At 70.3% G+C, this 20,950-nt stretch carries 19 protein-coding genes and 1 pseudogene; 12 read left to right on the forward strand and 8 right to left on the reverse strand.

Annotation, left to right across the window (positions count from 1 at the left end; translation table 11 throughout):
* Positions 1–47 precede the first annotated feature (47 nt).
* Both ITX44_RS01240 and ITX44_RS40660 read right to left on the reverse strand, forming a co-directional pair.
* Complete coding sequence (locus ITX44_RS01240) at positions 48–2,303, reverse strand: ATP-binding SpoIIE family protein phosphatase (RefSeq protein WP_205355045.1); 2,256 nt, start codon at positions 2,301–2,303, stop codon at positions 48–50.
* Positions 2,304–2,314: 11 nt separating this feature from the next.
* The gene (locus ITX44_RS40660; RefSeq protein ID WP_307795064.1) at positions 2,315–3,058 is read right to left on the reverse strand and encodes an epoxide hydrolase family protein; all 744 of its coding nucleotides are present in this window, start codon (positions 3,056–3,058) and stop codon (positions 2,315–2,317) included.
* A 46-nt stretch (positions 3,059–3,104) separates the two neighbouring features.
* On the opposite strand from ITX44_RS40660, the gene ITX44_RS01250 reads away from it, so the two are divergent.
* Complete coding sequence (locus tag ITX44_RS01250) at positions 3,105–3,260, forward strand: hypothetical protein (RefSeq protein WP_205355046.1); 156 nt, start codon at positions 3,105–3,107, stop codon at positions 3,258–3,260.
* 317 nt (positions 3,261–3,577) lie between these two features.
* Here the strand turns inward: ITX44_RS01250 and ITX44_RS01255 are convergent, their stop codons facing one another.
* Positions 3,578–5,731 carry an MMPL family transporter gene (locus ITX44_RS01255; protein ID WP_205355047.1) on the reverse strand — a complete coding sequence of 718 codons (2,154 nt, stop codon included), beginning with the start codon at positions 5,729–5,731 and terminating at the stop codon, positions 3,578–3,580.
* 282 nt (positions 5,732–6,013) lie between these two features.
* On the opposite strand from ITX44_RS01255, the gene ITX44_RS01260 reads away from it, so the two are divergent.
* From ITX44_RS01260 to ITX44_RS01270, 3 genes are all read left to right on the forward strand, one after another.
* Complete coding sequence (locus tag ITX44_RS01260) at positions 6,014–6,469, forward strand: DedA family protein (RefSeq protein ID WP_205355048.1); 456 nt, start codon at positions 6,014–6,016, stop codon at positions 6,467–6,469.
* The gene (locus ITX44_RS01265; RefSeq protein ID WP_205355049.1) at positions 6,466–7,125 is read left to right on the forward strand and encodes a hypothetical protein; all 660 of its coding nucleotides are present in this window, start codon (positions 6,466–6,468) and stop codon (positions 7,123–7,125) included. The genes ITX44_RS01260 and ITX44_RS01265 overlap by 4 nt, the downstream gene beginning before the upstream one ends.
* Before the next feature lie 83 nt (positions 7,126–7,208).
* Complete coding sequence (locus ITX44_RS01270; RefSeq protein WP_205355050.1) at positions 7,209–9,380, forward strand: MMPL family transporter; 2,172 nt, start codon at positions 7,209–7,211, stop codon at positions 9,378–9,380.
* A gap of 367 nt (positions 9,381–9,747) precedes the next feature.
* Here the strand turns inward: ITX44_RS01270 and ITX44_RS01275 are convergent.
* From ITX44_RS01275 to ITX44_RS01285, 3 genes and pseudogenes are all read right to left on the reverse strand, one after another.
* Positions 9,748–10,089 (reverse strand): annotated as a pseudogene (locus ITX44_RS01275) (TetR-like C-terminal domain-containing protein); the annotation flags it as partial.
* 132 nt (positions 10,090–10,221) lie between these two features.
* Positions 10,222–11,499 carry a lactonase family protein gene (locus tag ITX44_RS01280; protein WP_205355051.1) on the reverse strand — a complete coding sequence of 426 codons (1,278 nt, stop codon included), beginning with the start codon at positions 11,497–11,499 and terminating at the stop codon, positions 10,222–10,224.
* Between the two features lie 565 nt (positions 11,500–12,064).
* Positions 12,065–12,277 (reverse strand): hypothetical protein, encoded by a 213-nt coding sequence (locus ITX44_RS01285; protein ID WP_205355052.1) that lies wholly within the window; start codon positions 12,275–12,277, stop codon positions 12,065–12,067.
* Between the two features lie 220 nt (positions 12,278–12,497).
* On the opposite strand from ITX44_RS01285, the gene ITX44_RS01290 reads away from it, so the two are divergent.
* The 6 genes from ITX44_RS01290 to ITX44_RS01315 all read left to right on the forward strand — a co-directional run bounded on the left by ITX44_RS01290 (position 12,498) and on the right by ITX44_RS01315 (position 17,931).
* Positions 12,498–14,816, forward strand: a complete 2,319-nt coding sequence (locus tag ITX44_RS01290; RefSeq protein ID WP_205355053.1) for a tetratricopeptide repeat protein — start codon at positions 12,498–12,500, stop codon at positions 14,814–14,816.
* Between the two features lie 72 nt (positions 14,817–14,888).
* On the forward strand, positions 14,889–15,185 hold the full coding sequence (locus ITX44_RS01295) for a hypothetical protein (RefSeq protein WP_205355054.1): 297 nt from the start codon (positions 14,889–14,891) through the stop codon (positions 15,183–15,185).
* 56 nt (positions 15,186–15,241) lie between these two features.
* A complete protein-coding gene (locus ITX44_RS01300; RefSeq protein ID WP_205355055.1) occupies positions 15,242–15,457 on the forward strand; it encodes a hypothetical protein in 216 nt (71 codons plus the stop codon).
* Positions 15,458–15,946: 489 nt separating this feature from the next.
* The gene (locus tag ITX44_RS01305) at positions 15,947–16,312 is read left to right on the forward strand and encodes a hypothetical protein (RefSeq protein WP_205355056.1); all 366 of its coding nucleotides are present in this window, start codon (positions 15,947–15,949) and stop codon (positions 16,310–16,312) included.
* A gap of 241 nt (positions 16,313–16,553) precedes the next feature.
* Positions 16,554–17,261 carry a hypothetical protein gene (locus tag ITX44_RS01310; protein ID WP_205355057.1) on the forward strand — a complete coding sequence of 236 codons (708 nt, stop codon included), beginning with the start codon at positions 16,554–16,556 and terminating at the stop codon, positions 17,259–17,261.
* 403 nt (positions 17,262–17,664) lie between these two features.
* Positions 17,665–17,931 (forward strand): hypothetical protein, encoded by a 267-nt coding sequence (locus ITX44_RS01315; protein WP_205355058.1) that lies wholly within the window; start codon positions 17,665–17,667, stop codon positions 17,929–17,931.
* A gap of 189 nt (positions 17,932–18,120) precedes the next feature.
* Here ITX44_RS01315 and ITX44_RS01320 read toward each other — a convergent pair whose 3' ends face one another.
* Positions 18,121–18,297 (reverse strand): hypothetical protein, encoded by a 177-nt coding sequence (locus tag ITX44_RS01320; RefSeq protein WP_205355059.1) that lies wholly within the window; start codon positions 18,295–18,297, stop codon positions 18,121–18,123.
* Between the two features lie 333 nt (positions 18,298–18,630).
* Here ITX44_RS01320 and ITX44_RS42500 point away from each other — a divergent pair, with 333 nt between their 5' ends.
* Both ITX44_RS42500 and ITX44_RS01330 read left to right on the forward strand, forming a co-directional pair.
* On the forward strand, positions 18,631–19,302 hold the full coding sequence (locus tag ITX44_RS42500) for a helix-turn-helix domain-containing protein (RefSeq protein WP_307795027.1): 672 nt from the start codon (positions 18,631–18,633) through the stop codon (positions 19,300–19,302).
* Positions 19,303–19,395: 93 nt separating this feature from the next.
* Positions 19,396–20,232: a universal stress protein gene (locus ITX44_RS01330; RefSeq protein WP_236059674.1), complete on the forward strand. Its 837-nt coding sequence runs from the start codon at positions 19,396–19,398 to the stop codon at positions 20,230–20,232.
* 63 nt (positions 20,233–20,295) lie between these two features.
* On the opposite strand, the gene ITX44_RS01335 is transcribed toward ITX44_RS01330, so the two are convergent.
* On the reverse strand, positions 20,296–20,946 hold the full coding sequence (locus ITX44_RS01335) for an SMI1/KNR4 family protein (protein ID WP_205355060.1): 651 nt from the start codon (positions 20,944–20,946) through the stop codon (positions 20,296–20,298).
* Between the last annotated feature and the right edge of the window lie 4 nt (positions 20,947–20,950).

Below are 20,950 nucleotides of genomic sequence, written 5' to 3' on the forward strand. Positions count from 1 at the left end.
AGCGCGTTGCCGGTCCGGCCGCCCGGCCGCCCGGCAGCACGTGCAGATCAGCCGTGCGGATCTTCGGTTGTGTCGATCTCGAACCAGGTCGTCTTCCCGCGTCCTGCGGGGGAACTGCCCCAGACGGAGGCCAGGGCTTCGACGATCAGCAGTCCTCGTCCCGATTCGGCTTCGCCGTTGTGGGTGTCGTCGTCGAGCAGCGTGGTCGGCACCGGCGGGTAGGGGTCGCTGTCACGCACCTCGACCCTGATGTGGTCCGGATAGGTGCGCAGCCGGAAATCCACCTCGCTGTGGGCGTGGATCAGCGCGTTCGTCGCCACCTCGGAGACCAGGATCTCCAGGTCGTCGAGGACCGGCAGCAGATCCCACCCCCGCAGTACGTCCTCGAGGAAGCGGCGGGCATCGGCGACCCCGTGCAGGTCATGTCGCTGCACCGACATGCGGGCGACCCGCACCTGGTCGCATGGGGGCACGCCCTCGTACCGCATCAGCACCAAGGTCGCGTCGTCGCCGCGGGCCTCCTGGGATCGGTCACCGCCGGCCATGGCGTCGGCCAGCCTTTCCAGATCCTCGCCGCTCTTGTCGCTCAGCAGGCCGGCCAGTTGCCGCACCGCGGCGTCGTAACCCACCTGCCGCGTGTCCAACAGGCCGTCGGTGAAGAGCGCGGTGACCGATCCCGGAAGCAGCTCAACCGCCGTATCCCGGTACGTGGCCCATACGTCGACACCCAGTGGGGGCCCGACCACCAGCTCCGGCCGCAGTACCTCGTGGTGGTACCCGACAAGCGGTCCGGGATGGCCCGCGCTTGCGATCGTGGCAGCGCCGGTCGCCACGTCGACCCACACACAACAGCACGTCGTGAACAGGCCGATGTCCAGGCCCAGGAGCAGTCGGTTGCTGCGCTCCAGCACGATCGCGGGGTCGTGTCCTTCGGCAGCGTAGGCCCGTACGGCACTGCGCAGCTGGCCCATCAGCGCGGCGGCGTCCAGGTTGTGGCCCTCCACGTCGCCGACCACCAGGCCCATGCGTCCATCCGGCAGGCTCAGCACGTCGTACCAGTCACCGCCCACCGCCACACCCTCGGTCGCTGGGAAGTAACGGGCAGTGGTGACGGCCTCGGGTATGTGCGGCGGACTGCCGGGCAGCAAAGTGCGTTGGATCCTGCGCATGAGGACATGCTCGATCTCGTGGGACCGGGCGCGGCCCAAGGACTGCGCCACCTGTTCCACCATCAGGGCCAGCAGCGTGGTCTCCGCGGCCGACAGGGGCCGCTGTGCCGCGGCGAACTCGATGGTGCAGCAGCCGACCACACTGCCGCCGTACAGCAAAGGGAAGTACCCCCTCGCCTGCTGATCGAACTCTGCTTTGATCCCTGGGTACGCCTGCTCCACCTCCGCGGCCGACGCGAGTATCCGCACCCTGCCGGTCCTGATGGTGTCGGTCTCCGGAGTCAGACGTGACAGTGGCGTCCCCTCGATGGCCTGGACGGCCTCACGAGGCAGGCCGGCCGCCCCCACCACGTGCAACCGTTCCTTTTCCACCAGTGAGAACGCTGCGGCACGGCCGCCGAAGGCCCGCACGACCCTGGCCTGCGCTATCGAGAGGATGTCGGAGGCCCGCACCGCGCCGGTCAGCTCCGTGGCCAGCCGCTGCAGCTGATACAGGTGGCTACCGCGGGTCGTCGCGCACGCGACGGCCTCCTGCAGCCGCTTGCGCAGCTGCGAGTCACCGGGGGCGGCGACGGACACCGGTTCTGCCGGGATGAACACCGGAACCACCGGCGCCGTGACCGCCTCCGCGCTCCCGGCCAGCCCCTCGAGTTCTGCCGCCAGCCGGTCCGCGACCGCCTGCAAGTACTCACGGCTCTCCGGAGCAACCGGCCGAGGGGGGACCCAGCGGATGCCTATGGTGCCGAAGCGGTTCCTCGGAGTACGGATCGGCACGGAAGCAACCGACATGGGGAAGGGAATATTGATCGGCGCCGGCAGCGGGGTCCGGCGAGCGCCCTCCCACATGCCGGCTTCGTCGAACACCGTGATTTTGCCTGACTGGTAGGACCGGGATGTCGGCCACAGCAGGTCATCCACGTCGAAGCAGTTCGCGATGCCGAAGCTCAGCGGCGAATCCACGACCATCGACGCGGCGAGCTCGCGTCGGTCCTCGGTCAGCAGATAAGCGGTGCACGTGTTCGCGCCCACACGGTGGTAGACGTCCAGCAGCGCACCTGCGATCGCGCCACCTACGCGTGTACGGGGCTCAATGACGGTGGCAAGCGGCTGACCGAAGCGGGTCCTGTCCTCCATGAAAACTACCGTTACATCGAGTGAACACAGTCCACACACATGGTTTCTCCATTGTAGGCGAGCATCATCGCTGTAGCTCGGCGGCACAGGGGCGAGAATGCCCTCGGCGGCCGCGGCGACCAGGTTCGTCCTGTCCTTGACGTTCGGCCGTCGAGCTTGACCGCGCGGTGTACGTCACCGGCGTAGGCCTCGGGCTGTTCCCACGCCGCGAAATGGCCGCCGGCCGCCGTCCGGCCGAGGTAGGCCGCCGCGTCGGGGGTGAGCTCGGCCGGGTCCGCCGTGAGCGCATGCTGCGGGGCAATGTTCGTGAGGTGCAGGGCGGCCACCCGGTCCGGGTGTTCGGCCGCGAGGATTTCCGCGACGGTGCCACCCACGTCGCCGCCGGACACGGTGTACCGCGAGTAACCGAGCTCGTCCAGTGCGTCCGCGACGATCCCGGCGATCCGGTTGGCCGACATACCGGGAGTGGTGAGCGGGGCCGCGAACGGGAAGCCCGGCAGTGCGGGAACCACCACGTGCGTGTCCGCGAGCAACGGCAGGACGCGCTCGAACCGCAGCACCGAGTCCGGCCAACCGTGCAGCAGCACGACAACCGGGGCGCCGGGATCCGCTGACCGCTGGTGGATCACGCGCAGGTCGGCGGTGCCTGCCCGCACCGTCGTCCAGGGGAACGCGCCGATGCGGCGCTCGTGCACGGCCCAGTCGTACCCGGTGGCCCAGTGTTCGAGCAGTTCGTCGAGGCGGGTCGCGCTGATGCCGCGCGTCCCGTCCTGACTCTACCGTTACCTGCGCGACAGCGGCATGGACGATGCTGACGCCCGCAGTCGAGCCGCGGCGATCGACGCCTTCGTGCTCGGCGTCTCGACCCGCCGCCGGGTCCTGCCTTCCGAACTCGGCGACCCGGCTGATCTCCAGGCCTGGCTGAGCGCCACCATCCAACGCCTCACCGACGGCTGACGCACGACAGAACGCGCACCGGGCTGCCCGGACGTCGCGAGGCCATCGCGAACGACGGACACCGGTCCCTCATCGCAGGATGTCGCTCAGAGACGACGGTGCCGCCGTCGACATCCCCTGAGGGACAGGGTGCCCAACGTGGTCGCGGCCTCGGAGGTCTGCCGGCGAATCGCGGCGTGTCGGTGGTGGCGGCATCCACGACGACAGCCGCGGCGTCCCAGGGCGAGTGGCGTCCGGCGGGGTTCAGTGCGCCGCGCCGGACGCCGCGGTGTGGCGACCGGGGGCCCGGTTCCCCGGGCGGATGTGCGCCTCGGGGCTCAGCGGTCACCGATGGGGAGCGGTACGGGCTCGAGCGATTGGGCGGAACGGGGCGGCGGGGGAAGGCGCAGCAGCCGGGCCACGCCCTCGGGCATCCACCAGTTCGCCTTGCCGAACAGGGAGACCAAGGCCGGCAGCAGCAGCATCCGGACGACGACCGCGTCGAGCAGGACGCCGGAGGCGAGGCCGGCCGCGATCTGCCGGACCGTGATGTCGTTGGCGGTCGACAGCGAGGCGAGTGCGAAGAACAGAATCAACGCGGCACTGGTGACCAGTCGGCCGGTACGCGATACCCCCTCCACGATGCCGTCCCGGGTGGAACCGGTCCGCTCGTAGCCCTCCTGGACCCGGGAGAGGATGAACACTTCGTAGTCCATCGACACACCGAACAGGAACCCGAAGATCAGCACGGGTGCGAAACTGTCCACCACCCCGTAGGACTTCGTCCCCCACAGCGCCTGCATGCCCAGGCCGTGCTGGAAGACCAGCACCAGCAGCCCGTAGGAGGCGGCCACCGACAGCGCGTTGAGCACCACCGCCTTGGCCGGCAGCAGGATCGACTTCAACCCCCGCGCCAGCAGCAGGAACGTCACCAGCGCCACCAGGACGAACAGTAGCGGGAAGGCGCTGTAGGTCGTGTCGACCATCTCGATGCCCACCGCTCCCTCTCCGCCCACCTGGGCGTCATGCGGCACGGTGTGCTTGATGTCGCTGAGCGAGGAACCTCCGTGGGCACTGCCCACTTCGTGCCGGGGCAGCGCGATCACCAGCGCACTGCCGTCCGTGCGCCAGGCCGCGTCGGCCGGTGCGATCGCCCCGTGCAGACTGGACACCTTGTCCAGCGAGGTGACGATCGAGGGCGCATCGACCGCGTGGGGTACCCAGATCGGAACGGTGGTCAGGGTGCCGCTGGGGAACCCGTCGTGTTCCAGCGCGTTCAGCCCGTCGGTGTAGGGGCCGGCGCTGGCCAGGGAACTGCTGCTGGGCTGGGCGATGCTGATGGTGGCCGCCGTCCCGGCCAGACCGCACAGGATGCCCAGGCCCACCACCGTCGCGGCGACCCGGCGGCGGATGACCAGGTTCGACCATGCGGTCCAGAAGCGGCTCGGCCCACGGCGCGCGCTCCGGCGCGGCCAGTCGACCTTCGGTCCGGCCTTGGACAGCACCACCGGCAGCAGGGTCAGGGCGACCAGGGTCGCCGTCGAGGGGATGAACAGCCCGGAGATGCCGATGCCGCGCACCAGTGAGTTGGGCACGACGATCAGCGCGAACAGTCCCAGCGAGGCGACCAGGCCGCTGAACCACACCGAGTGGCCGGCCCGTTTCACCGCCTCGCGGACCGCCTCGTCGTTCGGCCGGCCCGCCGCTCGTTCCTCTCGCCAGCGCGTCACGATCAACAGGGAGTAGTCGATGGACAGTCCCAGCCCGAGCAGAGCGACGATGTACTGGACCGAGGGCCCGATCGGTGACGACGACGGCATCAGATACGTCAGCGCGTAGATGAACAGCTGCATCGTCAGCACCGAGATCAACGCCATGATCAGCGGCAGGAAGGCCAGGAACGACCCGAACACCCAGGCGAGGACCAGCAGCGCCCCCAGCGCGCCGATCAGCAACTCCGACAGCACACTGGAGTTGCCCTTCACGGTGTTCCCTGCCTCCAGCGACTTCAGGCTGGTGCCGTGGACGGTCAGGTGCGGCGCGGCTTTCTTCGCCGCGCCGGTGAGCGCGTCGATGGCAGCGGCGTCCACGTCGTCACCGTCATGCGGGGGATAGGCCAGCACGATCGTGCTGGTCCCGCCGGCCCCGACCAGCGTGCTGCCGGCCGTCGTGGCGTACGACACCACGCGCACGCCTGGGACCGCCTTGGCGACCCCGGCGTCGACCGCCATGAGTTCTGCCTTTACTCCTGCGGACCGCACCGTCTGGCCGGACGGCAGATCCAGTACCAGTACACCCGGATCGGACGTCGCGCCGCCGTACCGCTGAGCGATCTGCTGATCAGCGCGATAGGCGGCGGTATTCATGTGGTTGCCGCTCTTGAGCCGACCCGATACCGACGGAGCCATCACCAGGCCCACCACTGTCACGGCCAGCCAGAGCAACCCGACCAGCAATCGATGCCGGGCCACCCATCCACTCAGCACATCCATGGTCTCCCGTAGCTCCTTCCGATCGAGGACGGCGGGGATTGCCCACCGTCCGCGCACGCTACGAGCAGACACCTTTCGTCATGCTTTCAGTGCGCCCACCTGCACAAAGAAGAACCCGTCGGCGCGGTGACGGTCTTCGCCCGCTTCTCCCGCGGACCGGTGCCGGTCACGTCAAGGGCCCGTCCGGCGCCCGGCGTTGTAAGCGTCCTGAAAGGACCCGTCGAGGATCCTCACGGTGATCCTGCTTCGCCGGGTCACTCCACGGATCTCGAGGAGGCCGAGATGAGGAGCGTCGCCGAACCGGCGCTGCATCACAGATGGAGCGTGGTGGCGGTCTGGCCGGCCGTGTCTCACACGGCGGCGGGTCAGTCCGCCGCAGCACGCACCCTCAGCGCCGCAGGACGCCGCCACGGCCGCCGTGTCGGACTGACCCCGCAGCGACTCACGGTCGGGCGGTACCTGTTCGACCGGCGTGGCGGCAAGGTCGTCTTCTACTGCCGGTTCATCTCCGGCCTGCGCACCTTCGTGGCGTTCCTCGCCGGCACCGTCGAAATGCGCCGGTCGAGGTTCGTCCTGGCGAACACCGCCGGGGCGCTGGCGCGGGCCCCGCTGTTCGCGTTCGGGGCTCACGGCCTCGGCTTCCTGGTCAGGCGTTCCCGGCACAGCCTCAAGAAGCGCGCCGACGCGGCGTACCCCTACGAGTCCGGTCCGGCCGGTGCCCTGCTGGTGACACGATGAACGTTCCCTTGCCGACCACACCCGCTCCCGGCGCACCGGCACACCACCGCGGTCAGGACGGGCATGTCACCGAGGCGACCGCGGGCAACGCCCGGCTCACCGCCGTCACCGGCGTGCTCCTGCTGGTGCTGTTCGCCGCCGAACTCGTCACCGAGATCCTCGGCGTGCGCAATGTGCTGACCGCGCACGTCGTCATCGGCTACCTGCTCACCCCGCCGGTGCTCGTGAAGCTCGGCAGCACGGGCTGGCGGATGGGCAAGTACTATCTCGGCGACCCGGCGTACAGGGGCCGCGGCGCGCCACGACCCCTCCTGCGCATCCTCGGCCCGGTCGTCGTCCTGCTGACGGTCACGCTCGTCGGCAGCGGCATCCTCACCTACAACGGCCCGCACTCCGTGCACACCCTCGCTCTCGACGTCCACAAGGTGACCTTCTACCTGTGGCTCGTGGCCGTCGTGTGCCATGTCGTACCGCACTTCCTGGAGGCCGTGAGCCTGGCCGCCGCCGACCTGCTGGGCCGCGTCGGCATGCGCGTGCCCGGAGCGGCGGCGCGTCGGGCACTCGTCGTGGGCGCACTGGTGATCGGCGCGGTCCTCGCGGTTGCCTTCCCCGGAAACGCCGCGCACTACATCGCGCTCTTCCCGAAACACCACTGATCACCGCTCAGGCCGCTGAGCACCACCGGCGCGGCGCCGACCGCCGTCCGCGATCCCCATCCACAACCGAAAGGCCGGCACACGTGACGACGATCACGCGCTACTGCCTGCAACACAAACGCCTCGTGGTTCTCGCCTGGGTGCTCATGGCAGTCCTCGGGGCCGCACTCGCCACCACGACGCTCAACCGTCTGACGCACAACCTGGCGACCCCCGGCACCGCCGGATACGACGCGAACGCGCACATGATGCGGACCTTCGGCGTCGACGGGAACGAGCAGCCCACGATCGCCGTGCTGACCCTCCCGGCGAACGAGGACATGCACACCGCCACGGGCCAGGCCATCGCGGCACATGTCTTCGGCGCCGCGAACCAGGCCGGGCACCTCGCCGTGGCCGACTACGCCGGCACGCACAACCCCAAGCTGATCTCCGCGGACGGGCGCACCACCTGGGCCGTTTTCGACATGCCGAACCCGGACATCCCGGCCGGGGCAGGCGTCATGGACGCCATTCCACACGCCCTCCACTCCGCGGCGCCGCCGGGCGTGTCCGTCTCGGTGACCGGCTTCGAGCAACTGCAGACCGTCGGCGGCGCGAGTTCCTCCGGCGGGCCCGGCATCCTGGTGGAGACGATCATCGGCGGCGTCGGCGCGCTCATTGTGCTGCTGTTCGTCTTCGGCTCCGGCATCGCCATCGTGCCACTGCTGATCGCGATCCCGTCCATCCTCGTCAGCCTGCTGCTGATCTTCGGGCTGACCCAGGCGATGAGCGTCAACTTCCTGGTGCAGTACCTGGCCGCGGTGATGGGACTGGGCATCGCGGTGGACTACTCGCTGCTGCTTGTGACCCGATGGCGCGAGGAACGCGAGGCCGGGCGCGAGAACGAGGAGGCGATCATCGCCGCCGGGCCGACTGCCGGGCGCGCCGTACTCCTCAGCGGCCTGACCGTCGCCGTCGGACTGCTCTCCCTGGTCGTGATGCCGGCGCAGTTCCTGCGCAGCATCGGAATCGGCGGCATGCTCATCCCGCTCTCGGCGATCGCCGCGGCCGTCACCCTGCTCCCGATCATCCTGGCCACCATCGGCCCGGCCCTGGACAAGCGCAGGTTCGTGCGCAGCGGCTCGACCACATACAGCCGCGCCTGGGCGTGGTGGGGCCGCAACATCGTGCGGCGCCGGTGGATCGCCGGTATCGGCGGTCTCGCCGCGGTGCTGGTCCTGGCGGCGCCCGCGCTGTCGATCAACACCGGTCCGGCGCGCGCGAACTCCCTCGGCGGCACCGGCGCTCCCGCGCAGACACTGCACGCCCTCGAGGCGACCGGTGTGCCGAGCGCGGTTGTCTTCCCGATCCAGGTACTCACCCACGGCGGACCCGCGGCGGCGGACCAGGTCGCGACGATCGCCGCGCGGACGAAGGGCATCTACACGGTGCTCGCCCCATCGACCCGGTCGTTCCGGCATGGCGGCGATTCGATGCTGACGCTCATCCCGACGGCGGAGGGCAACACATCGGCGGGCACCGACACGGTCGGCCGCCTGCGCGACGCCGTGGCCGGTGTGCCCGGTGGCGTGGAGGTCGGCGGGAACACGGCACAGAACGTCGACTTCAACCACGCCGTCTACGGCAACTTCCCGCTGCTGCTCGCCGTACTGTCGCTGGTCACGTTCCTGCTGCTGCTGCGCACCTTCCGCTCGGTCGTGCTCGCGGCGAAGGCAGTGATCGTCAACGTGATCTCACTCGGCGCGTCCTTCGGCTTCCTGGTGCTGTTCTGGCAGAACGGCCACGGGTCGAACCAGTTCTACAACGTGCCCGCGACCGGATCGATCCAGAACTGGATCCCCATCGTCTCGTTCGCGTTCCTGTTCGGCATCTCGATGGACTACGAGGTCTTCATCCTCTCCCGCATGCGCGAGGAGTACGACCGGACCGGCGAGACCAACACCGCGGTGGTCGAGGCGCTCGCCCGCACCGGCCGTCTGGTCACCTGCGCGGCGGTCATCCTCGCGATCTCCTTCACCTCCCTGAGTTCGGCCCCGGACATCACGGTGGAGATGATCGCGACGGGAATCGGCGCCGGCATCCTCGTCGACGCCCTGATCGTGCGCACCCTGCTGGTGCCCGCCTTCGTCGCCGTCATGGGCCGCTGGAACTGGTGGATGCCCGCCGCTCTCGCCCGCCTCCTGCGCGTCCCCCCGTCCCCCGCGCTCCCCCCGCCCGCGACCGCGGCGGAGGAGCAGGTGGCGTCCCTGTAAGGGCCGCAGTACAACAGGTGTCGGCGCAGCGAGGTGGCGCGGCAGCCACGTCCCGTCCCCGGGTCCGTCGCTGCCGCGCCACCTCTGGTCGACGGTCAGGCCGTGGGGGTTTTCGACAGCTGCTGACGGGTCGGCCGGGGCGTCGTGCTTGCACGGCCGTGCCGGGGCCTTGGCGAATCCTGTGCCGTACGCGGAGCACATGCTCGGTGGTGAGGCCGTCTGCCGGGTGGTCATGGATCGGCCCTCGGCGTGTCGCTGAAGCTGGTCAGACGGCCCTGCCCGGCGGGGCCGGCGCAACTCACCGTGGCCGTCGAGCGGCTCGCAAACCCCTCAAAGCGAAGCAAGCCCGATCACACGAACCTGCTGGCTACAGACCTGAACCAGTGACCCGCGAAGTACGGGTCTGCTTGAGCCGCGGCGCGTACAGCAGGCCCTCGTCGGCGAAGGCGATCAGCCAATCGGAGCTCTCGTCGATGTCGGCGCTCCACTGGAAGCCGCCTCCCGACTGCAGGGTGGCGAAGCCGTGGCAGAGGCCGCGGAGCATGCGCGGGGCGTGGTCCACGTCGGACCGCTCGATCTCGTAGCCGCGCAGGACCGCCGTGAAGGAGCCGAACCGCTGCCCCCCGGTGGCCACCGGATCGTCCGGGCCCGAAGTTTCCACTCCGATCCTCCGGCGTACCAGCCCTCGACGGGCTCGTGCCGCCGTCGACTCCATCCCATGGGTACGCGGCGCCCTCGCTGACGCAGGACCGTGGACCGCGTGCGGCCACGCGAGCATCACCCGAGGTGTCCCGAAGGTGTGTCATCGGTGTACGGGTGAGCTTGCGCGGCCTGCCACCCGCTACAAAGGCACGCTGTCCCGAAGGACGATGCAGACCGGAGACTGGACGGACACCACATCTCCCGACCGACGCAGCCGCCCGGTGTCCTGAATCACGCTGAAGGGCACGATGGTGTTGGTCACCTGGTTGGCGGCGAACAGTCGGCCGCCGGAGGAGTCGAGCGTGAAGAACCGCGGGACGTAACCCTCGGTCGAGGCCCAGTCCACTGGGGAGAGCAGCCCGGTGGCCGCATCAACCCTCCATATGCCGATGGTGTCTTGTGGACTCTGCGGGTCGATGACCCCCGATCCGCTGCGGTTCGAGGCATAGACGTAGCGGCCCGACGGGTCGACGGTGATTTCGGCCGGCCGGACGTCGCCGGTCATCGTCGGGGGCTGAGACGGGAGCACTTGCAGCGGCTGAAGTACTCCGTGACCGACGTCCCATTGATAGGTGGTGACCGTCGCGCGCAGCTCGTCGATCGAGTAGGCGTACGGCAGCGCGGGGTTGAAGGCGATATGGCGCGGGCCCGTGATTTCCCGCACCTGGACCCAGCCGGGGTCGTTGAAGGCGAGCGCGCCGGTCGAGGAATCCATGGTCAGCACGAACACGCGGTCCAGGCCGCGGTTGGCCACCACCAGCCACCGGCCTGTCGGGTCGAACGTCGCCTGGTGCGGCTGGGACCCCAACTGCTGGGTCCTGTGAGGGCCGGGCGTTCCGGGGAACCCGATGTCGCCGGCGATTGAGCCGAGCGACCCGTCGGAACGGATCGGCAGGGTGACGACGGTGCCCGGAACGTCGAGGTTGGCCACGACCAGGAAGCGGCCGCTCGGGTCGACGGTCACCGTGACCGGGTTCTGGCGGCCCGTGTCCACGATGTTCAGCAGCGTCAGCTCACCGGTGGACTGATCGATCGCGAAGGAGCTGACGTAGTGGCTGTCGCCGTGCACGGCATAGAGGAAGTGCCCCTGGTGGTCCAATGTGAGGAACGACGGGTTCACCGGCAGCGGGTTGCCGCTGCCCACCGGAGCCGAAGGATCGCTGGTTGCGTGGACTACTTGAATGAGCCGCCAGCTTTGTGAATAGGCGTCGATGCGGAAGACGCTGATCCCCTCGCCGGTCCCGGAGACGTGATCGGTGTAGCTGCCGACGTAGGCGACCGACGGAGCCTGTCCGGTCGTGCCCGGTGCAGCGCCCGTGGCCTGCGCCGGGCCCGTGGTGAGAAGCTGGACGCCCGCGGTGGCGGTGGCGGCGACGGCGCCCTGGAGAAATCGGCGACGGTTGAGCTGGGATGTCATAAAGCTCACAGTCCTTTTCCGAGGTGGGAATGCCACGGCAATCGCGGCGGCCCTCTACCTTGTTCGGTTGTGGCCGTGTCCTCCGTCATGCTGACCAGGCCAGCGGAGAGCTCACGGCTTCAGCACCGCCGCGGCGGCATCGGTGCGTTCGGTCCTCGCGCGACGGACGATTGGTCGTACGCCGGCACCGGTATCCCCACTTGTTGCCGAGCCCCCGCGGTGGACGCGGTTGCGCCTTCGGGCCCAAGCCCGGATCATGGCAGGCGGTTCCTTACCAGAGCCTTTCGGCGATCACTCATGTCCTGTCGCATTGAGTGAGTTTGCTCCGCTTTGACGGACACCGTTGGTGCGGTGGTCGGGCGCGAGAGCGGTCTCGTACTCGGCGGGACTTCAGTAGCCAAGGCTGCTGTGCACCCTGCGTATGTTGTCCCGGCCCCGTATTCCGGCCCACGCCAGGTTGGACTCGTGCAAGCACGCGCGAGCAACATCAGGAACAGGCTGCCGGAACGCGCTGGAGGCCGGCGGCGTGCGCTGCCCCAGGCCGTCATCCCGGGTTGATCATGCCTCAGCGGATCAGGGATCGCAGCAGCGGAATGCTTGCCCCGAAGTCGGTGAGCCCGGCGAGGATCGCGCTGGCGACGGGTTCGCCGCTGAGGAAGGTCAGGCCCCCGGCCACCGAGCCGATGAAGGCCGCGGCGAGGATGATGAGGGCGGTATGCACCGTCAGGAACGGCGTCGGATCGGGCTGATTCGGCGGGGTGTGGCTGGGCGTCGTCATGGTCTTCTCCTTCGAGCGGCCGGGGTTCCCCGGGCCGGGCCGGCGGCCGGTGTCGGCTCGGGCACCACACTGCGGCTCGGGAGAAGATCAACTCCCAGTTGCGACAAGGAACTCTGATCGATTCGGCAGGGGCCCGGAACGGGCCCCGCTGTGGTCGCCCGTCGGGCAGGATGATGCGATGAGTCGCGACAAGGGGGGCCGCCCGGTCCGGCGGCCGCGGATGCTGGAACGGGCGTTGCCGGCGCCGGGTCCGTTGCGGGACCTGAAGGATCTGCTGTATGAGCTGTACGCGGCGGCGGGTGCGCCCAGCCTCGACGAGATGGCCGCGGACGTCGCCGAGGACGACGACCTGCCGGGTGCGCCGAGCCGGGACACCATCGGACGCTGCATCAGTTCGCCCACGCTGCCGCCCGGACAGGCGGACGCGGTCGCCGTCGCGGTCGTGCTGGCGCGCCGGGCCAGGTGGGACGAGGACGACGCGGCCGCACGGGTGCGCGCGCTGTGGGTTGAGGCGCTGATGCGCGTCCCCGTGGGCCGGCCGATCGGCGAGTACGACGACCGGCTCGTGCTCGACGACCTGGAGGTGCACCCGGCGCTGTCCCCGGCGGCCCCCGGCACCGGGCTCGGCGCGTTGCCCGCCTACGTCGCCCGGCGGTTCGACGAGGAGCTGGCCGAGGTGGTCGCCGCCGTGGTGGCGGGCGGGCGAAGCGACATCGCGGTGCTGGTCGGCGGTTCATCGACCGGCAAGACCCGGGCCTGCTGGGAGGCGGTCCGGAGGCTGCCGGACGGCTGGCGACTGTGGCACCCAGTCGAACCCGACCCCGCTTCGGCCCTGATCGGACAGCTGGACCGGGTGGCGCCGCAGACAGTGGTGTGGCTGAACGAGGCCCAGCACTACCTGCTCGACCCGGAACACGGCAAGCAGCTCGCCAGTAAACTTCGTACCCTGCTCAATGCGCCCGACAGGGGGCCGGTCCTGATCCTGGGCACCATCTGGCCCGAGCACTGGGCCACCCTCACTTCCGAGTCGAGTCGGGGACTGGACCCTCACGCGCAGGCCCGCCAGCTGGTCAAGAACCGCAGCATCGTCGTCCCTGGCGTGTTCACCAGTGAGGAACTGGCGGCGGCCCGCTCCTCGGCCGCCACCGATTCGCGCATGGCGGAAGCCCTTCAGCGCGCCGAACAAGGGCAGATCACGCAGTACCTCGCGGGCGCACCTGCCCTGATCGAACGCTATCGTGCGGCGCCGCCGGCCGCGCGGGCGCTCATCGAGGCCGCCATGGACGCTCGGCGGCTGGGCCACGGTCTCGCGCTTCCGCGGCCCCTGCTGGAGACCGGCGCCGAGGGCTATCTCACCGATATCGAGTGGGACCTGCTGGACGACGACTGGCTGGAGGGCGCCCTCGCCTACACGTCCATGCCGCTGCGCGGTACGCGGGGCCCGCTCATCCGGATCCGCCCCCGGGCCGGTCATCGGCCGGAATCCGCCCAGCCGGCGTACCGCCTGGCCGACTTCCTCGAACAGCACGGCCGACAGCGCCGGTACGGCGACCGCGTACCCGTCGCGGCGTGGGATGCACTCGTCCGGCACGCCGCCCCGGGCGACCGTGTCCACCTTGCGACCGCTGCCCGGAACCGGGGCCTGCTGCGCATCGCGATGCGCTTCTACGCCGCCGCCGACGGCGATGGCACCGGCAGGCACGAGGAATGGCGTCTGGCGTCCGCCCTGCTCAAAGACGCGGGGCGGACGGAGGAGTGGCGCACCTGGCACCGTCGTGCTGTTGCGGCCGATGACGACGAAGCTGTCCACACCGAGGCGCGGATCCTGCGGGAGACGCGGGGGGTTGACGCGGCGCTCGCCTGGTTGCAGGGTGCCGTCGACGCCGGAAGCCTCGCCGCGGTGCGTGCCATGGCCAGGATGCTGAAAGAGGAAGGACGGTTGCAGGAGGCGCTCGCCTGGTTCCTGCGTGATGCCCAGGCCGGTGCTCCGTCGGCGCTGTACATCGCCCAGATTCTGGAGAAGCTGGGCCGGATGGACGAAGCGCTGCCCTGGTACCACAAGTCCGTCGAGCAGGGCGACTCCGCCTCCTTGCAGTGGGTTGCCCGCAGGCTGGACGCGGCGGGCCGGCGGGAGGAGGCGCTCGACTGGTACCTGCGGGCCGTCGACGTGACCGGCGGTTTCCTCTTCATCGGCCGCGCGGCGGAGCTGATGGAGAAATCGCACGGCACGCAAGCGGCGCTCGCATGGCTCGGTGAGCGCGCCGATCAGGGCGACACCAACGCGCTTGGGGCGGCGGCCTCGCTGCTGACGGAGGCGGGGAGGGACGAGGCGGCGTTCGCCTGGCTACAGGAGCGGGCCGAGGCCGGCAATGCGGGGGCCCTGCGGGAGGTCGCGGCGATCCTGAAGCGAGCAGGGCAGCAGGCGCAGGCCCTCACCTACTATGACCTGGCGGCCAGGGCGGGCGACGAGCTCGCCCACATGTGGGGCGCGGAGATGCTGAAGCTGGCGGGACAGGACGCCGAGGCGCTCACCTGGTAGGAGCGCGCCGCCGATGCGGGAGCCACCTACGCCCCGCTGCACGCGGCAAGGATCCTGCAGGAAGCGGGCCGGGTGGATGAGGCCCTCACCTGGTATATGCGGGCAGCGCCGAACGACCCTGGCGAGCTGGGCAACGCGGCGTCGATGCTGCGGGACGCCGGGCGCCGGGCGGAGGCACTGGTCTGGTATCGGCGCGCCGCTGACGCCGGGGACCGCGATGCACTGCGGGCGACGGCGGAGATGCTGGAAGAGATGGGCCGGGCCGAAGAGGCCGCCAGACTGACGCGGTACGGCTGGGAGCCCGACGGCACGATCGCCGAGCCGTGGGAGGTGATGGAAGGGACGGCATCGGACGGCGGCGGGCGCTGAGCTCGGGCCCCGTGGTCGGAGGGGGGCTCGGTGCGGCTACGTATAGGAGCGCGACCATGGCAGAGGCATTGGGGTCGGAAGACCAAGAGGTGGCCGCTCTGTCCGGCTGGGTGATCAGGACCGAGGCCGATGCCGTGGCCGACACGTGGGCGCCGGCTCTGCGGGGTCTTCAGGAGCGGATGTCGGCCGCGGCGGATGCGCTGCGGCAGTGCGCGACCAGTCATGAGTGGAATGAGACGCTCATAGGCCGGGACTTCGAGGAGCTCGGGTAGATGACCGAGACCTTCGCGCTGTGGTGGAAGCCGGACGTGGAGTGCATCGCCGGGGCCGCTCGCAAGTGACAGAGTCTTTCCGTTTGGGGAGCGCGCACACCCGGCACCAGTTGCATGTGACGGCTCCCCTGAGGAGGGCCGGCTGGTCGGGTGAGGCCGCTACCGAGGCGTTCGGGTTCCTGGGCGTGGTGGAGGAGCGGTTGGCGATCGGCCGGATCGAGGCGGAGACCATCGGTGCGGTCCTGACCGTGGTGCACCAGCGCATGGAGCAGACCCAGAGCAACCTGCGCGCTGTGGTGCGGGAGGCGGAGGCCGGCGGGTACGCGGTGGACGACGCCGGCACGGTGACGGCCCCGAGGAGCACCAACCGCTACGAGGCGCAAGACAGCGGCGCGGAGTCGGCCGGCTACCGGCAACGTATCGACGCCTTGCCCTCACCATCCCTCGCAGGCGTCGGAGGACGGGCGGAACGTCGACGCGCAGACAGCCATGGAGGTTCTGGGCGTCGACGCGCCGAAACCGCCGCGGGACCCGAAAGCCGCGGCGACGTGGTGGAAGGGCCTGAGCCCGGACGAGCGGCGCGCGTACGTGCTGCTGTATCCGCAGCTGGCCGGTGGCCTGGACGGGCTGCCGGCGACGGTGCGGGACGACGCCAACCGCCTCACCCTGGACGAGCAGTTGGACAGCCCGGACTTCGCGACCGGCCACGACTACGGCGTGGCGTCGAACGCCGTGCTGGACCCGCGGGATCGGCGACTGATGAAGGTCAAGGACACCTGGACGCGTACGAGGGCGCCCGCCGGGCCACTCCTCCATCACCGACACCATCGCGGCCGAACTCGGCAAGCCAAGTGATGACCTCGTGGACGTGCCCGCTCATCTACGCCACGGGGCCGCCGACGCGCCCACGCAGGACGGCGGTCGCCTTCCGGTCCAGGTGCGCCCGCGTAGCAAGGGGCGGTGCGCAGGCTCGGAAACGTCCAAAGGGATGCGCTGGTCGCCCTCAAAGCACCGCAACCGGGAAAGCCTGAAAGCTGTCGGGCCTTCATGTGAGTAACATCCCGGAGCAACATGGAACAAGAGAAAGTGAGCTGACATGGAAGTCGAGTCGCATGCGGTCCCTCTCCGCAGCCAGTACACACGGCAGATCGCTGCTGACATCGAGACCAACCGCGCCGAACAGGAGCGGCTCAAGGCACGCCTGGTCCAGCTCCAGGATGACGAGACCTACTTGGTGGGCCTGAAGGCCGCATCCGAAACGGCGCCGCCGGCCACCGACGACACGCAGGAAGCAGGCGCAGCGGCGGATCCGGCCTCGCAGGACACGCCTCTGCCACGGCAACGGGACGTCGCCCCGGTCCCTGAGACCGTTGGTGCTCCCGAGGGCGGCGCCGAAGGTGCAGGAAAGCGGAGCGGACGTAAAAAGGCCGCTGCTGCCCCTCGTAAACGAGCCACTTCGGCTGCCGGGAGGGGGCCTGCGCCCACCAAGGCCGCGGCAAAGACTGCGCAGGCCGACGCGAAGAACATCGAGCCGTCGCTGCGGGAGCGCGCGGGGAACGTCCTGCTCCAAAGGCCCGGACAGCCCCGTTCGGCGAGAGAAGTCCTCGCGGAGCTGACCGAGGGCGACCCGGCGTACGCGGCCACGGCGCAGGCCGTGCGCCAGGCGCTGGAATCTCTGGTAGCCGCTGGCGCGGCAGCGCGCGAGCGGCAGGGCAGGTCCGTCTACTACATCTCCATGTCGGCGCCAGCCGCATCCGAGATCGCAGACACAGAACAGCAGGACGAGGCCACGGACAAGGCATGACCTGCAAAGCTCGACAGTGCTCGGTGCCTTGCGCATCTGCCGCCAGCGGGCTGTGAAGCCGCCTGTCCGCCAGTTCTCGCTCCGGTCGCGCAGGTAGGTGGGCGATGGTCTTCGGACCGGTACTGGCGGGCACCGGCGGGAGCGGGAAGTGCTGTGGGGCCGCCCGGGTCGCCGCCTCGGCAAGGACCCGGTTCACCCGTTCGGTGTCGCGGTCGTTCACGTGTGCGGAGCCGATGTGGTGGGTGTACGAGCCCAGGCGCAGGCCGAGCTGCACGGCCGCGTACTCCTGGATCATGGTGAAGGAGAACACGTAGCCGCGCTTGCTGTCCCTCTCGGGCCGCAGCAGTTCCAGGACTCGGTCGAACGGTGAGCGGTCGTCGCCTGGTGCCGGGGTGAAGAGGGTGTGGCCGTAGGCGGAGCCGTCGATGGTCACGCCGTCGCGCGAACTCGCCCTCATCGACGGCGCGTAGTAGCCGATCATCTCCAGGTCGCGGCGGTCGGCCAGGTACCAAAGGGCCTCGGCGAAGTGGAAGACCGGGTTGGCCTTGCGGGCGGCGAAGTACGGAAGGCGCTGGCGCGGGTCGGGCAGACGGAAGGCGACGCCGATGACCTCGCGCGCGGCGTTTCCGCGGGGAGCGATGCGGTGCTCGAAGCCGGCGGTGACGTGTGATTCACCGTTACTCACCTGCTGTAGTGCGTTAAAGCGGGTGACCCTGTTGCGGGCGGCTGCCTCAGACAGGCGCAAGCGAAGGAGCCGTCGAAGCGGGGGCGAGGATGTCCCGCTCGAAGGTGGGACAGGTGATGCTCTTTGAGTCGGCTGGAGTGTGCTCCGCTTTGACGGGCACCAGCTGTGCGGTGGTCAGTCCGGCTCAGATGGTGCAACGGCGTCGGTGACGCGAGCAAGGAGGTCCGGGTCCACCGCCTCGGCCAGGGCGATCAGCTCCGTGCGTTCTTCACCGGAAAGGCCCAGCTCTGGGTGATCGCCGAACCAGTCGCCGAGCCAGGTGACGGCCAGAGCGCCCTCGCGTTGCCCCACGTCTGGGCGTCGAGACGATTCCCCAGCAGGTCCATCAGCGCTCTGGGCCGCTTCTCCCAGCTCCTCACCTCGGCCCGCTCGATCCGTCTCGGCTCGCCACGGCGCCTGGTCCACATGGCTTCATCCTCGCATCGGCCCCGGTCCGGGCGTTCCCCGGTGGGCGGCCCTCGTATGGCGCCCGACGGCCCGAGGGGTGAGGCTTGACGTCACGGGCCGGGTGCTTACGGGAGCGCGTCTGCGCCGTGCGAGCCGGCGCCGGACCGTACGGGAGCGGTCGCCCGGAAGGTGCGCCCGGCTCGGCGACCGTTCGCCGTGAGGGAAGGAGGAAGCGCCGTGGACGACAGCCCCGAGGGCCGGGGCACGCCGCCCGGCATCGGCGTCCTCGCCCGCCGGATCGCCGAACGGTGTGCCGAGCTCGGCCTGGAGCATGAGGAGTTGGCCCGTGAGGCGGGCATGTCGCCGCGTTATCTGCAGCACCTGCTGGAGGCTGGACCGGAGTTCGATCCCGGGGGCTTCCTGCGGATCGCCGGCGCGCTGGGCGTGCCGTATCAGACGCTGCTGCACGGTCCCGGTCAGCCGCCGCCGGGCCGGGCCGGTGCGGCGGGGCGCCCGGTGCTGATGCGGCTGTCGGAGACCGAGTGCTGGGACCGGATCGACGGTCACGGGGTCGGGCGCGTCGCGCTGCCGGTCCGGCCGGGCCCCGCCGTCTTCCCGGTCAACTACGCCGTGGACGCCCACACGATCGTCTACCGCACCGAGCCCGGCGGCCCGGCCGCCCCCACGGCCGGCTCCGCCGTCTCCTTCCAGGCCGACTCGATCGACGAGGAGCACAGCCGCGGCTGGAGCGTCCTCGTCACCGGTGTCGCCGAGACCGTCGAGGACCCCGCCACGATCGAGCGCCTTTCCGCCCAGGACACCGTCCACCCCTGGGCCGGCGGCGACCGCCCGCTGTGGATCCGCATCCGCCCGGACTCCGTGAGCGGACGCACGATCACCACGATGTGAGGACGCCGATCGGGTGATGGGGCCCGATCGGGCGATGGGCGGGGCGGTGCCCGGTGCGGGAATGTGGGGGAGGGGCAGCGTGGAGAGCGAGGGATGATGACGCGGTACGTGGTGGCCGGCGTGGACGGCTCGGGGGACAGCAGGGTGGCGGCGCAATGGGCGGCGGCGGAGGCCGTACGGCGAGGACTCGCCCTGCGCCTGGTCACGGTCGTGCCGCCGATGCCGAAGGACCGGCCGGGCGCACTGGTGCGCGGTGACGGCCCGGCGCGGGAGATCGCCGACGGGATCGTACGGGCTCACCCCGGTCTTGACGTCGTGGCCCGCTCGATCGAGGGCGAGCCGGTCCGCGTGCTGACCGAGATCGCGCAGGGCACCCGGCTGCTCGTACTCGGCCGCCGGGGGACCGGCGGCTTCAACGGGCTGCGGCTGGGCTCGGTGGCGCTCGCCGTGGCCGGAGCGGCGACCTGCTCGGTGGTCCTGGTGCCCGTGCCCGACGAGCGGGAGCCGCACGAGCCGGAGGTGGTCGTGGGCGTGGACGCCCGGCACCCGGACGACCGGGCCCTGGACGCGGCCTTCGAGACCGCGGCGCTACGTGGGGTGCGGCTGCGCGTCCTGCACGCCTGGGACCTGCCGCCCGTCCTTCCCCGTGACCCGTTCGGCGTACTGGAGGAGGAGCGCGCCGAGCGGGAGGACCAGGAGGTGCAGCTTGTCCTGGACGTCCTGCACTCCCGGCAGCTGCGGTACCCCGAGGTCGGCGTGCTCCCCGACGTCCGCCTCCTGGGCGCGGCCGACGCCCTGGTACGGGCCTCCGCCACCGCCGACCTGCTGGTGGTCGGCCGCGGCCCCCGTATCGGCAGCCACCTCGGCGGCGTGGCCCACGCCGCCGCCCACCACACCCACTGCCCCGTCCTGCTGGCCCCCCGCCACTGACCGCCGTCACCGCCGCCCGCACCCATGGTGTCGGCACCGCGACCCGTCACCACTGCGGCGGATTCAGCCCGCCCCTGCTCCGACGCGTACCGTCCACTCGACGAAGCGCTGCCCCGTCGGGTCCTCGTGGAACCCGGGCAGGTAGTACAAGAAAGGAGTACCGGCCTCCAGGGCGTCGGCGAGGCGGTCGAACAGCTCGCCGAGACCGGTGGCCCACTCGGTGCCCTCGATCTCGCCCGAGCCGATGCCCATCTCGTAGACGTGGCCGTACGTCGGTCCGGGCCGGTGGTCGACGAAGGCGACGCCGCCGTCGTTGGGGTGCGCGAACGTCACCCACTGGTGGGCGTGGCCGTTGAGCTCGTCCTCCTCCCACAGCTCCGAATCGAGGTTGTCCTCGCCGAATTCCACCAGCATGGCGTGTTCCTCGGCGATGCGTTCCGTGCTGTTCAGCCGGTGCCCGAGCGGGAGGAAGGCCCCCGCCTGGAACTGGAAGGGGCCGTGCGTCGGCCTCAGTTCCGCGACACCGTTGTGGCGCTCCAGAAGCGCCCTCAGCTCCGGGTGCAACGGGAAACCGAGCCGTGCTTCGAGAGCCGCTATCTCCTGCGCGGTGGCCGGCGGCCGCAGGGCCGCGTGATCGGCGGGCGAGTTCTTCGCCAGCCAGCCGGAGAAGCGGTCCCAGGCCCGGTCGAACGCGGCGAGGTCGGTACGAGTCATGCGG

Source organism: Actinacidiphila acididurans, from assembly GCF_016918855.1.
Classification (GTDB): domain Bacteria; phylum Actinomycetota; class Actinomycetes; order Streptomycetales; family Streptomycetaceae; genus Actinacidiphila; species Actinacidiphila acididurans.